Source organism: Flavobacterium sp. AC105 (genome assembly GCF_979258495.1).
In genome coordinates, this window is record NZ_OZ409860.1 from 3,469,374 (window position 1) to 3,485,442 (window position 16,069).

General features: G+C 38.6%; 1 protein-coding gene. It reads right to left on the reverse strand.

Annotated features, from left to right (window positions below; translation table 11 throughout):
• Positions 1 to 35: 35 nt before the first annotated feature.
• Positions 36 to 14,858: an Ig-like domain-containing protein gene (locus ACZ0AH_RS14195; RefSeq protein ID WP_463476450.1), complete on the reverse strand. Its 14,823-nt coding sequence runs from the start codon at positions 14,856 to 14,858 to the stop codon at positions 36 to 38.
• Between the last annotated feature and the right edge of the window lie 1,211 nt (positions 14,859 to 16,069).

Consider the following 16,069-nt stretch of genomic DNA (forward strand, 5'->3'; position numbering starts at 1 on the left):
CTTATTTAGTTTAATTAATTAGATTAATAGAAAGCTTATCTCATGATAGATAACCATCCTTTTTTAACCGTTCCATCTCCAATGGTAATCACATAAAAATAAGTACCTGTTGGCAACATATCTCCTCTATTAACAACTCCTGATACATTTGCAGTTCCGTTCCAGTCATTTTCATAATGTTCTTTACTATAAACCAATGAACCATATCTGTTGTAAACTTTTAGTTCATTATTTGGATAGGATTCGATACAATCGATTCTGAAAAGATCATTACTTCCATCATTATTTGGAGTAAACTCATTGTAAACTGTCAAACAAATTGGCTCTACAAAAGCAGAAGCTGAATTATTTGAAGCATCAACATCTAATGGAGTTGAGATTTCGATAGTGGCGACATTCATGTAAGTACCGCTTGATAAAACTTCTGCCACAATTGTCAGGGTAACACTTTGTCCTGCAGCCAGTGTTGGAATTGTCCAAATCTGAGTTGTTGGATCGTATGTGCCTAAAGTTGTGTTAGAGCTTACTAAATTGTATCCACTTGGAATTAACTCACTAACTAAAGTATTTATAAAACTACCTTCGCCAACATTGTTCACTGTTACCGTAAATGTTACCTCATCGCCAAAATTTGGTGCAGGATTACTCACTGTATTTGTGATCGTTAAATCTGAACATGTCGCAACAATTACACCTAATGTTTTAGTTGTAGTTTCGTTGCAGGTATTGGTATAAGTAACCGTAACGTTTCCTGCTCCAATATCAGACCATGAAACTGTTGCAGATCCGTCTGCAATACCTCCGCCAGAAATAATTGTTCCGTTGCTAACTGACCAAACATAGTTTGATTTTCCGTTTGCGATTGAATAAGTTACTCCCTGGAAAACACATGGAGTATCATCTGTAGTTGTAAGTTGTACTAAAGCGTCGTTTTCGAAACTAATAGTTATACCTAAACGTGTAGCGCTATCACAGCCATTTGTTGTATTATTCAGCGCTGCTGCATAATAAGTTGTTGCTGTAAGCGGTGTATTTGCTGCTAATGGTGTTCCGCCAGTTGCAGAAGTGTAAAACACTACGTTAGGTTCATTTACCAATATATTGGCTAATGTTGGTAATGCAGATAAACAGAATATTTGTGCTGTTCTTGGCGTAGTTACAACTAATGGTGTATTTACATTTACCACGACTGCTAATCGAACAGGATTTTCGCAACCTGCAATATTAGAAACAGCTCCATAATAAGAACCTGTAGCCAAAGCTGTAGTTGCAGGAATTATAGCTCCTCCTGTTGGAGTACTATACCAAACCACATTTGCTTCGTTTACCTGAATATCTGAAACTTTTGGACTATTTACTGAACAGAAGTTTTGAGTTGCTGCATTCGTAGTTGGTGTTGGGCTAGGATTTGTAATCGTAACTGTAACCAACAAACGAGTTGAACTTTCACATCCTAAAGGATCTATTATGTTTCCATAATAAACTCCAGAAGTCAGTGGCGTCGTTGCAGGAATCACTGTTCCTCCAGTTGAAGCCGTGTACCAAACCACATTACTTTCGTTAACCTGAATATTCGCAACAGTTGGAGCATTTACAGAACAGAAAGTCTGAGCTGTATTGTTCGTAGTAGGATTCACTGTGTTTCCTACTTTAACAGTCACTTTTAATCTGATACTGCTTTCGCAACCCGTTACCGGATCTTTTATAGCTCCAAAGTAATCTCCGTTTGCTAATGCTGTAGTCGAAGCAATTGCTGTTCCTCCTGTTGCAGCACTATACCAAACTACGTTAGCTTCATTTACCTGAATGCTGGCAACTGTTGGATTATTTCCTGAACAGAAAACCTGAGCAGCAGATGTAGTTGTTGGTGTTAACGGATTTGTTACACTAATAACAACTTCTAATCTTACGGAGCTTTCGCAATTTGTAGCCGGATCATGTATTGATGCAAAATAAGAACCGCTTGTTAAGGCTGTAGCCGATGGAATAATTGTTCCGCCAGTTGCAGCTGTGTACCAGACTATAGTTTCTGTTGCCGGAGTATTAACCTGAATACTGGCAACTGTTGGCGCATTTACTAAACAGAAATCCTGAGTCGTATCTGCTGTAGTTGGTGTTCCAGGATCAGTTACACTAATTGCGATTGCTAATCTTACGGCGCTTTCACAATTTGTTGCCGGATCAAGAATCGTAGCAAAATAGTTTCCTGTTGTTAAGGCTGTAGCCGATGGAATAACGGTTCCGCCAGTTAAAGCTGTATACCAAACTATAGTTCCCGTTGCCGGAGTATTTACCTGAATACTGGCAACCGTTGGCGCATCTATTAAACAGAAATCTTGTGTTGCATCTGCTGTAGTTGGTGTTCCAGGATCTGTCACACTAATGGCGATTGCCAATCTTACATTGCTTTCACAAAGCGTTGTTGGGTCTTTTATAGCTGCATAATACGTTCCGGTTGTTAAGGCTGTAGCATTTGGAATCAAGTTTCCACCTGTCAAAGCATCGTACCAAACTATGTTCGTAGCAGGTGTAACATCGATTGTCGCGAATGTTGGCGCATCAATTAAACAGAAATCCTGAGTAGTTTTGGTAATTACTGGTGTTCCTGGATCAGTTACGTTTATGTTGATCGCTAATCTCACATTGCTTTCACAATTTGTAATCGGATCTTTTATGGATGCATAATAAGTTCCGGTAGTTAATGCCGTTGCATTTGGAATTAAATTCCCTCCTGTCAACGCATCGTACCAAATGATATTCGCGGCAACTGCTGGAGTAACATCGATTGTTGCAAAAGTTGGCGCATTTACCAAACAGAAATCCTGAGTGGTTTTAGTGATTACTGGTGTTCCAGGATCTGTTACGCTTATGTTGATCGCTAATCTCACATTGCTTTCACAAAGTGTTGTTGGATCTTTTATCGCGGCGTAGTATATTCCTGTTGTCAATGCCGTTGCATTTGAAATTAAATTTCCACCTGTCAAGGCATCGTACCAAACTATGTTTGTCGCAGGACTTACGTCAATTGTTGCAAAAGTTGGCGCATCAATCAAACAGAAATCCTGAGTCGTTTTAGTGATTACCGGTGTTCCAGGATCAGTTACACTGATTGCAATTGCTAATCTCACATTGCTTTCACAACCTGTTGTTGGATCTTTGATCGCTGCGTAGTATGTTCCTGTAGTTAAGGCTGTAGCATTTGGAATTAAATTTCCTCCAGTTAAGGCATCATACCAAACAATATTTGTCGCTGGACTTACGTCGATTGTGGCAAATGTTGGTGCATCAACCAAACAGAAATCCTGAGTTGTTTTGGTGATTACCGGTGTTCCAGGGTCTGTTACGCTGATATTAATCGCTAATCTCACATTGCTTTCGCAACCTGTTGTTGGGTCTTTGATCGCTGCGTAGTATGTTCCTGTAGTTAATGAAGTTGTTGCAGGAATTAAATTTCCGCCAGTCAACGCATCATACCAAACAATATTTGTTGCAGGAGTAACATCGATTGTAGCAAATATTGGTGCATCAACCAAACAGAAATCCTGAGTAGTTTTCGTAATTACTGGTGTTCCAGGATCTGTCACGCTGATATTAATCGCCAATCTCACATTGCTTTCGCAAAGTGTAGTTGGATCTTTGATCGCTGCATAATAGGTTCCGGTTGTTAACGCCGTTGTATTTGGAATTAAATTCCCTCCTGTCAAAGCATCGTACCAAACTATGTTCGTAGCAGGTGTAACATCTATTGTGGCAAATGTTGGCGCATCAATCAAACAGAAATCCTGAGTAGTTTTGGTGATTACCGGTGTTCCTGGATCAGTTACGCTGATTGCAATTGCCAATCTTACATTGCTTTCACAACCTGTTGTTGGATCTTTTATTGCCGCGTAGTATGTTCCGGTTGTTAAGGCTGTAGCATTTGGAATCAAGTTTCCTCCTGTCAAAGCATCATACCAAACGATATTTGTAGCTGGACTTACGTCGATTGTAGCAAAAGTTGGCGCATCAATCAAACAGAAATCCTGAGTTGTTTTGGTGATTACTGGTGTTCCAGGATCTGTTACTCTAATGGCGATTGCCAATCTCACATTGCTTTCGCAACCTGTTGTTGGGTCTTTTATCGCGGAGTAATAAGTTCCGGTTGTTAACGCTGTAGCATTTGGAATTAAATTCCCTCCAGTCAAAGCATCATACCAAACAATATTCGCGACAACTGCTGGACTTACGTCAATCGTTGCAAAAGTTGGCGCATCAATCAAACAGAAATCCTGAGTCGTTTTGGTAATTACCGGTGTTCCAGGATCTGTAACGCTAATGGCGATTGCCAATCTCACATTGCTTTCACAACCTGTTATTGGATCTTTGATCGCTGCGTAGTATGTTCCGGTTGTTAATGCCGTTGCAATTGGAATTAAATTTCCTCCTGTTAAAGCATCGTACCAAACAATATTTGTAGCAGGACTTACGTCGATTGTTGCAAAAGTTGGCGCATCAATCAAACAGAAATCCTGAGTCGTTTTAGTGATTACCGGTGTTCCAGGATCAGTTACACTGATTGCAATTGCTAATCTCACATTGCTTTCACAACCTGTTGTTGGATCTTTGATCGCTGCGTAGTATGTTCCTGTAGTTAAGGCTGTAGCATTTGGAATTAAATTTCCTCCAGTTAAGGCATCATACCAAACAATATTTGTCGCTGGACTTACGTCGATTGTGGCAAATGTTGGTGCATCAACCAAACAGAAATCCTGAGTTGTTTTGGTGATTACCGGTGTTCCAGGGTCTGTTACGCTGATTGCGATTGCCAATCTCACATTGCTTTCACAAAGTGTTGTTGGATCTTTTATCGCGGCATAATAAGTTCCTGTTGTTAAGGCTGTAGTGGCTGGAATTAAATTTCCGCCTGCCAAAGCATCATACCAAACGATATTTGTCGCTGGACTTACGTCGATTGTGGCAAATGTTGGTGCGTCAACCAAACAGAAATCCTGAGTAGTTTTAGTAATTACTGGTGTTCCTGGATCAGTCACGCTGATATTAATCGCTAATCTTACTGCACTTTCACAAAGTGTGATCGGATCTCTTAAAGCTGCATAATACGTTCCGGTTGTTAATGCCGTTGTTGTTGGAATTAAATTTCCTCCTGTCATAGCATCATACCAAACTACATCAGCTACATTTGCCGGACTAACGTCGATTGTTGCGAACGTTGGCGCATCAATCAAACAGAAATCCTGAGTTGTTTTGGTGATTACTGGTGTTCCAGGGTCTGTTACGCTGATCGCGATTGCCAATCTCACATTGCTTTCGCAAAGTGTTGTTGGATCTTTGATCGCTGCGTAGTATGTTCCTGTAGTTAAGGCTGTAGCATTTGGAATTAAATTTCCGCCTGTCAAAGCATCGTACCAAACAATGTTCGTAGCAGGAGTAACATCGATTGTTGCAAATGTTGGCGCATCAACCAAACAGAAATCCTGAGTGATTTTGGTAATTACCGGTGTTCCAGGATCGGTCACGCTAATTGCGATTGCCAATCTTACATTGCTTTCGCAAAGTGTTGTTGGATCCTTGATCGCTGCGTAATAGGTTCCGGTAGTTAACGCTGTAGTATTTGGAATTAAGTTTCCTCCTATCAAAGCATCATACCAAACTATGTTCGTAGCAGGATTAACATCGATTGTGGCGAATGTTGGCGCATCAACCAAACAGAAATCCTGGGTTGTTTTGGTGATTACTGGTGTTCCTGGATCAGTCACGCTAATCGCAATTGCCAATCTCACATTGCTTTCACAACCTGTTGTTGGGTCTTTTATAGCGGCGTAGTATGTTCCGGTTGTTAACGCCGTTGCATTTGGAATTAAATTCCCTCCAGTCAAAGCATCGTACCAAACAATATTCGCGGCAACTGCTGGACTTACGTCAATCGTTGCAAAAGTTGGCGCATCAATCAAACAGAAATCCTGAGTCGTTTTAGTGATTACTGGTGTTCCTGGATCAGTTACGCTAATTGCAATTGCTAATCTCACATTGCTTTCACAACCTGTTGTTGGATCTTTTATTGCTGCGTAATACGTTCCTGTAGTTAATGCCGTTGCATTTGGAATTAAATTTCCTCCAGTTAAGGCATCATACCAAACTATATTTGTTGCTGGACTAACGTCGATTGTAGCAAATGTTGGCGCATCAATCAAACAAAAATCCTGGGTTGTTTTGGTGATTACCGGTGTTCCAGGATCTGTTACGCTGATCGCGATTGCTAATCTTACGTTGCTTTCACAACCTGTTGTTGGATCTTTTATTGCCGCGTAATATGTTCCTGTAGTTAATGCCGTTGTTGCAGGAATTAAATTTCCGCCTGTTAAAGCATCGTACCAAATAATGTTTGTTGCCGGACTTACGTCGATTGTAGCAAAAGTTGGCGCATCAATCAAACAGAAATCCTGAGTGGTTTTAGTAATTACTGGTGTTCCTGGATCAGTTACGCTGATATTAATCGCTAATCTTACATTGCTTTCACAAAGCGTTGTTGGATCTTTTATCGCTGCGTAGTATGTTCCTGTTGTCAATGCTGTAGCATTTGGAATTAAATTTCCGCCAGTTAAGGCATCATACCAAATGATATTCGCGGCAACTGCTGGAGTAACATCAATTGTTGCAAATGTCGGTGCATCAACCAAACAGAAATCCTGAGTAGTTTTCGTAATTACCGGTGTTCCAGGATCTGTTACGCTAATGGCGATTGCCAATCTTACATTGCTTTCGCAACCTGTTGTTGGATCTTTTATTGCAGCGTAGTATGTTCCGGTTGTTAACGCTGTAGCATTTGGAATCAAGTTTCCTCCTGTCAAGGCATCATACCAAACTATATTTGTTGCTGGACTTACGTCAATTGTTGCAAATGTTGGCGCATCAATCAAACAGAAATCCTGAGTTGTTTTGGTAATCACTGGTGTTCCAGGATCTGTTACACTGATTGCGATTGCTAATCTTACGTTGCTTTCACAAAGTGTAGCTGGATCTTTAATCGCTGCGTAATATGTTCCGGTTGTTAATGCCGTGGCATTTGGAATTAAATTTCCGCCTGTCAATGCATCATACCAAACTATATTGGCAGCAACTGCTGGACTTACGTCGATTGTGGCGAATGTCGGCGCATCAATCAAACAGAAATCCTGAGTCGTTTTGGTGATCACTGGTGTTCCAGGATCTGTAACACTTATATTGATCGCTAATCTTACATTGCTTTCACAACCTGTTGTTGGGTCTTTTATAGCTGCATAATAAGTTCCTGTTGTAAGTGCCATTGCATTTGGAATTAAATTCCCTCCCGTTAAAGCATCATACCAAACAATATTGGTCGCTGGACTTACGTCGATTGTTGCAAAAGTTGGCGCATCAATCAAACAGAAATCCTGAGTGGTTTTGGTGATTACTGGTGTTCCAGGATCGGTTACGCTGATTGCAATTGCCAATCTTACATTGCTTTCACAACCTGTTGTTGGATCTTTTATTGCGGCGTAATATGTTCCGGTTGTTAAGGCTGTAGCATTTGGAATCAAGTTTCCTCCTGTCAAAGCATCGTACCAAACAATATTTGTTGCTGGACTTACGTCGATTGTAGCAAAAGTTGGCGCATTAACCAAACAGAAATCCTGAGTAGTTTTAGTAATTACTGGTGTTCCTGGATCAGTCACGCTGATTGCGATTGCCAATCTCACATTGCTTTCACAACCTGTTATTGGGTCTTTGATCGCTGCATAATAAGTTCCGGTTGTTAATGCCGTTGCATTTGGAATCAAGTTTCCACCAGTTAAAGCATCATACCAAACAATATTTGTCGCTGGACTAACATCAATTGTGGCGAATGTTGGCGCATTTACCAAACAGAAAGCCTGAGTAGTATTGGTAATTACTGGTGTTCCCGGATCAGTTACACTGATCGCAATGGCCAATCTCAAATTACTTTCACAAAGCGTAGTTGGATCTTTGATCGCGGCGTAATATGTTCCGGTTGTTAAGGCTGTAGCATTTGGAATTAAATTCCCTCCAGTCAAAGCATCATACCAAACAATGTTTGTAGCTGGACTTACGTCAATCGTTGCAAAAGTTGGTGCATCAATCAAACAGAAATCCTGAGTAGTTTTGGTGATAATTGGTGTTCCTGGATCTGTCACGCTAATATTAATCGCCAATCTTACATTGCTTTCGCAAAGTGTTGTTGGATCTTTTATTGCGGCGTAATATGTTCCGGTTGTTAAGGCTGTAGCATTTGGAATTAAATTTCCTCCTGTCAACGCATCGTACCAAACGATATTTGTTGCTGGACTTACGTCGATTGTAGCGAATGTTGGCGCATCAACCAAACAGAAATCCTGAGTTGTTTTAGTTATTACTGGTGTTCCAGGATCTGTTACACTGATTGCGATTGCCAATCTAATATTGCTTTCACAAAGCGTAGTTGGATCTTTTATAGCTGCGTAGTATGTTCCGGTTGTTAAGGCTGTTGCAATTGGAATTAAATTTCCTCCTGTTAAAGCATCGTACCAAACAATATTTGTCGCTGGACTTACATCGATTGTAGCAAATGTTGGTGCATCAACCAAACAGAAATCCTGGGTTGTTTTAGTAATTATTGGTGTTCCAGGATCAGTCACGCTGATATTAATCGCTAATCTTACTGCACTTTCACAAAGTGTGATCGGATCTCTTAAAGCTGCATAATACGTTCCGGTTGTTAATACTGTTGTTGTTGGAATTAAATTTCCTCCTGTCATAGCATCATACCAAACTACATCAGCTACATTTGCCGGACTAACGTCGATTGCTGCGAACGTTGGCGCATCAATCAAACAAAAATCCTGAGTTGTTTTGGTGATTACTGGTGTTCCAGGATCAGTTATAATTACAGTAGCTGTTTGAAGCGTACCCGCAAGATTCTCACAAGTTGTATCACTTGAAACGCCCACAAAATAAGACATCGGACTCATGGCAAGAGTTATTCCGGTTGCTGTTAAAACACCCGTTGTACTAATTGCATAAGTTACTCCGCCAATAGTTGCGCCATTTGTAATAGGCTGCGTTTTATTCATATCTAAATACCAGTAAAATACCGGATTTGTCAATAAACTTGCTGTTGGTGTTAATACTACAGGTAAATCATGACAAATAGATACATCAGAAACTGAAAGATCATTTTGATCTGACGGTCTTAATATTGTAAACGTAATTTGTTTTCTGTCGGCTGCTGCAGTTTCACAATAGTTATCTCCGCTAACACCTACAAAATAAGTATAAGTTCCCGGAACCAAACCATTTACAACTAATTGAGCTGTTGTTTCTCCCGGAATTGCTTGTGCAGTTGTTCCGTCAAAACTATACCACTGATAAACCGGATTTGTTATTACAGGGGTTCCGCTTAAACTTGTGTTTAAGGTAACTGTTCCTGATGGAGAACAAATTGTAGTTGCTGTACCTCCGTTTAAAGTTATATTATTTAAAGTATTTACAGGGCTGGAAGCTCTTACTTCAACTGTAACCAATCCTCTTGCAAATGCTTCACAACCGTAACGTACGGGCTGAATATAATATTTGTAAATTCCGGCTGGCAAAGTCATTGGAACTGTATAAGTAATTCCGCTGGCCACTATATTTCCTCCTGTAGGAGCATCATACCAAACATACGTAGAACAAGCTTCTTCAGGTATTTGGAGCGTGACATCTGTTCCGGGACAAACCGTTACTTTGTTATCAGGATCTCCTCCTATAACCTGAGTATTTGCTACTCGTTCTACAGTATGAACTCTTAAGAAACTCAATACTCCAGCAACTCCTCCCAAACGAATTCTAACTCTGTCATAAGATTCTGATGGTGATGATACAAGTGCCACAGCCATTGTATTTCCAGGTAATAATCTTAAACTTAATAAAGTGCTTGTATTTTGAATTGGAGCTCCAACAGCAACATTACCTAAATAACGCTGAATGCTGAATCCGGTTAATAAATTAACATCTAAAAGTACTGCTGGTTTTGAAATTACAATTCTTAAAGTATCAGTTACAACAGATGGTGTTTTAAATTGTACAGTTAAATCGGCTGCAGCCAATGCGCCAACGCCACTATACATGGTAGCGAAAGTTGTAATATCATTATCTGCTACGTTGAAGGCATCACTTACTCCAACTGTTGAAGTTACTGCTCCAACAGGAAGCCCTAAGTCTATAGCTCCATAAAATATATCCTGAATATCTCCAGGTGTACAAGTTACGGTTGGAACCGATTTATTATAATAAGCTTCAAATACTTTTGTGTTTTGAGCCACACTTAAAAGTGATGCTGAAACAATTCTTATTCCATCATAATCTTGAGGACCAGTTCCGTTTGCAGGAACAAAAGTATATTCAAATGAATTATCTCCTGATAAAAGATTTAATAAAGTTCCTGAAACAGATTGCATAGTTCCAATATCAACTGGATTTCCTAAACCATCTCTTTTTGTTCCAATTACACTTAAACCCTGTCCAAGAGCTACTGCACTGCTTGCTGAACCTAATTTAATAGTTAATGGAGTTCCTTTTGGAATTGTAGTAGCCCATTGCAAACTTTGCCAGGTCGTTCCAACTCCTAAAAGTCCTAGTCCGGTTGTAATAGTTGAATAGGTTTGAGGATTTCCATCCACTGCAGCACCACCATTCGTAACTCCACCGGTTACAATAGAACCTGAAGTTTCTGAATTAGCGTATACTCTTTCTGTTAATGATTGACAAGTATTTGGATCTGTTACATTTATAGAAAGTGTTCCTGTTCTGGTACAAGTACCCAGAGTCGCAACTACAGTGTAAGTATAAATGCCAGGCGTATTTAACGGACCCGTTGTAAACACAGGACCTGTTAAAGCATTTCCTTGTGGATCAAACCAAGCTAATGTACCGTTTGATGTTGCATTTAAAGTAACATTTGTACCCGGACTTACTGATTGTGACGGATCAACAACCAAAGTTGGCAACGGATTAATCGTTACTGTTACCGGTTGTTTTACCGATGGACAAGTAATACCGTTCACCTGTGCCTGAACTGAATAAATCCCTCCTATAGTAATATTTGCTGCAGCATCTGCAGTTATTACATTATTTGAAGGATCAAAGAAGGTATAAGTCGTATTTCCAGTGGTATCAAAAGTCGGAATAGCATCTTTTAAATTTGCAGTTCCACAACCTACTAACGGAGATGTTACTGCCAGAGTACTGGTTGTTGGATAAGTAACACTTACTGGTTTTAAAGTTCCTGCCTCATTCTCGCAAGTACCTGCATTAACTACAGAAACAAAATAAGAATATGGTGCTCCTGCGGCAGTTAATCCGGTTACGGTTAAAGCAGAAGTTGTTGGATTAATAGCATAAATTTCCCCAACCGGACCTGTACCTCCATTAAGTATTGGAGTCGTTTTAGTCTGATCTGTATAATATTTAAATTGTGCTCCTGCCAAAACAGATGTTGGTAACAATACTATTGTTCCGTCACAAGCAGCTTCCTGCGGACTTGCAATTATAATATCGCTGGCCAAAGCTAAAGGGTTTACTATAACTGTAACAGGCTGACGAACACTATTTATACAGCCTCCGCGTGTTGCTTCTAAATAATAAGTTGTAGTTGCTGTTAAATTTGGTGTAGTATAAGTTGGCAAAGCCGAAAGTTCAGTTCCCGCAACCGCTGCATCATACCATTTAAATGTTTCTCCCACTACAGTCGAAGTTGCCGTTAATGCTGCTTGTTGACCAGCACAAATTGGAGATGCATTTCCTGATATTGAAGCATTTTTATATCTATAAGAAGCTCCGTAAATATCTAAATTTGTTGCCACAGTAGCCAAACCTCCCAATTGAACTTCAACATCTGTAAAATCAGCTGATGTTACAAAACTTGCTCTAAAACGAGTTGGTGATAATAATTGAACATTTACTAATGATCCAATATTAACCTGATCATTATTTGCAGTTAATCCGTTATAGCTTCTTAAACTTATATAAGAAAGAGCTGTGACATCAACAATTCCGGCTGGAATTCCTAATTCAACATCTATAATATCTCCTGCTTTTCCAGGTGTTGCAAAAGTTAGTGTTTGACGAACATAATCATCAACTAAACCAAGAACAACAGTAAGACGTGATGCAGTCGCATCATTACCGTCTGAAGCAAAAGCATCATCTGTAGAACCGCATAACAAACATCCTGTTAATCCTCCTTTGGTGACATTCTGGTCATTTACCTGTAAACAAGTTGTAATTGGTGCCGGAGGAATTACAACGACATTAATTACAGCTCTTGAACTACTGGTACAACCCGCGGCACTTCTGGCAGAAATATAAAAAGATTGATTTGCTGTTAAAGCTGGTGATGGCGTATAACTCGTAGAATTGGCTAATAAAAGTGTACCTCCCGTAGCCGCATCATACCAATCATAAATTTCGCCAACCACAGGACTTGAAACTTGTAAGGTTACAACTTGTCCTGACGGAATTACTACCGTAGATGACGCAACTGTTGGAACTGCCGGTAACGGATTAACCGTAACATTTACAGCAGTACGCGTTGCAGTTAAACAGGTTCCAATACTCGCTTCAACATAATAACTTGTATCTGCAGTTAAGTTTGGAGTTGTAAAAGAAGTACCCGTAAATACCAAATTACCGCCCGAAGCAGCATCATACCAATTATAAATTGTGCCAACAACCGGAGCCTGGACATTTAACGTTACCGTTTGTCCGCTGCAAATTGCCGGAGCCGAAGCTGTAATAGTTGGTGCTACAGGATTGTTTACCAATACTTGTACTGCGAAACGCTCACTATTTACACAACCATTTCGGGTAATTTCTATATAATAGGTTGTTGCAGTCGTTAAAGTTGGAGTTGTAAAAGCTGCCGTAGTAGCAAGTTCATTTCCTGCAGTTGCAGCATCAAACCATTTTATAGTTTCACCAACTGCAAGACTAGCCGTTAATGTAGTAGTTTGTCCACCACAAATTGTTTTAATACCTGAAACTGTTGGTGCTTTATAATGATAACTTGCCTGATAAATATCTACACTTGTTAAAACAGTTGCCAATCCGGCCAATCGAATTTCGACGCGATCAAAATTTGCACCGGCCACAATACTGGCTTTAAAACGATTACCTGATAACAATTGTAAATTTACAAGAGCATTATTAATGGAAACCCTGTCATTATTATAAGTTGCTCCGTTATAAGTTGCTAAACTAACAGAACCCAGTAGTGCCAGATCGGCAATTCCACCTGGTAATGCCAACTCAACATCAACAATATCTCCTGCTTTACCAGGATTATTAAATTGAAGTGTTTGCTGATTCCAACCGTTTATTAAACCAACCGGAATCGTAAGTCTTGCAAATGTATTTATATCTCCGTCAACAGAGTTATTTGGATTTGTATTTCCACACAACAAACACAAACCATTTTGAGTAGTTTGTTGACTATTTGCTTCCAGACAGCCACCTAATGAGGCTGGTTGAACTGTAACAAGCACAGGAACTCTTGATGTACTCACACAATTTCCTGTAGCACTTTGAGCTTCTACATAATATGTTTTTGAAGCTGTTAATATAGGTGTTGTAAAGGTTGGCGAATTAATAGCAACCGGAGTTCCGCCTGTTGCATTTTCATACCAATTTAAAACAACTCCTGGCTCAGAAGTTATTGCCGTTAAAGTTGCATTTTGACCTGATTGTATCGTTACACTTTGTGTTAATACTATAGGAATTGAAGGAACCGGTACTGATATTACATCAACTTGCGTTCTCGCAGGACTTAAACAAGTACCAATAGAAGCTTCTACATAAAAACTAGTAGTTCCAACAGGAACTGTTGGAGAATAAGAATTTCCCGTTGCTAATGCAATGCCGCCACTTGAGGCAGAAAACCATTTATAAGTCGTTCCCGGAATCGGATTAATAACAGATAAAGTCGTTTGTTGTGTTGCTCCAGTCGAACATATTGCAGTTCCTGAAGTACTTATCGCCGGCGCAATAGGATTCGACACATTAATAACAACCGGAACACGTTCGTTACTTTCGCAGCCAGCAGCTCTGGTTACTCCTATATAATAAGTTGTATTAGCTGTTAAATTAGGAGTAGTAAAAGAATTGCCACTTTGAAGCACAGTTGTTGAAGTTGGCGAATCATACCAGGTTAATGTCGTTCCTGCTACCGGAGTAGCATTTAAGGTTATCTGATTTCCAGAACAAACAGTTTGGCTTAAACCACCGGCAACTGTAGGTTTAGCAAATTCTAAACGTACATCATAAATTCTAAAATTGTTTAGTACTGAAACAACCCCTCCTAACAAAAATTGAACCTGATTCGCATCACCTGGCAAGGTAAATTTTACCACGCCAATTGAAGTACTATTTGTCAACAATGTTAAGTTCAGTAATGGATCATTAATTGGTACACTTGCCCCCACAGGTGTACCATTTAACATCGCCTGAATTCTAACAGTAGACAATAAGGACAAACTAAGTAAGCCCGGACCACTACCAACATAAATCGCGACCTGATCTCCGGACTTTGCGGTCTGGTTTAGTGTCATAGTCTCCTGAACATTACAGGTAAGGAGCCCGACATCGGTCTTTAAGTTAGTAAAGGTCAATAAATTTGGATCATTGTCGTAAGCTGATGTTGGATTATCAATGCTTGCACCAATGCAAAGACCACCAATACTATTAGTGTTGCTTATTGGTCGACAAAATGTTTGTGCGAAATTTTTATTGCAGAAAAGCAGTAAAAAAAACAGCCACAATAATCTCTTCTTAATGATGAGATCATAAAAAGTAGAATTTTTTTTCATAATTTGGAAGATTAGAAAATGGACAATAAAACACCTCTTGCACAAAGCTTGTGAGCTTTGGCAATTAAAAAATCACTATAAATCAAATAGTTAACTAAATTTAAAATCTTACCGGCTAAGACTTAAAATTTAAATTTTAGTAAAAAATCATGTTGTGTTGAGTATATTATAATATACTCCAGAGCACTTTTTATTCGATTTGAATAAAAAATATCTCAAAACTTTTGGGGAATACTGATCCGAATCAGTCTTCCAGAAGGAGTGATTTGTTGCAAGCCTAATTTTCATAAAAGAAAATTTAAGTTAGGTTCCGGGGGGATTTTTTAAAATATAGAGTATGTTTCAACACTTATAGAAAGTTGATTAGGCGATCTATAAATTTTGGTTATTTAGAATTACTTCTAAAAGTTAAAACATGAATTTTAATAAGGAGTATTATTAAGGCTTAAAATTAAACGCAAAATACTCTGACTCAATAAACCGTCAACAGTGGTTTGAAGAGAAAGACTGACGTAATACTGTTTTTTGAAAAATAAGTTTGCAATTGAGCCCGAATTAAATTTTAGAATAAATTCAATCGTATGCAAGACTATAGAATATAAAGTCAAAATAATATAAACACTTAATGCAAACTCGATAAAGAAAGTAAATGTCAACTCCATAAGCAAAACCATTTAGTTATTAAAAAACTTCAACTCTAAAAATTGTAATAAATTAAAAACAACACTTCATCTTATAATTCTTAAAACAGAAATTCAGATTGCTTTTTTTAGTTGTTTTTACAAAAAGGCAAAAACATTTTGTTTAACCTTTTGTTAACTAAAATTAAGAAAAAGTAAAATATAAAACAAGAATAAATTTCTTATTTTTTTATTTAAGAAAATTATTTTCATTAAAAAAAACAGTTAAAGCATCATAAAATCCCTTGTTATATAAGGAAAAATGAGATGTTATAAATATCACAAAAAAAATAAATGTTTTTTACGAAATTAATAAAAAGTAAGTTAATTACTACTTTTGTAACTTTGTAACCGATTTAAAACCAATACAATAGTCTTAAACAGAAAGGAAATAAGCAATTTTCACGTAAAATTCATTTTTCTTTGATTATTCTAAAAAAACACGTAGAAATACGGGTATAAAAAAATAAAGAACATTAAACAAAAGTTAAAAAAACGAAAAAAGGGTAAACAATTGATTTCACCTGTTTA

Excerpts from the sequence above, each read along its gene's own strand:
- ACZ0AH_RS14195 (WP_463476450.1), bottom strand. The coding sequence starts at position 14,858 with ATGAAAAAAAATTCTACTTTTTATGATCTCATCATTAAGAAGAGATTA.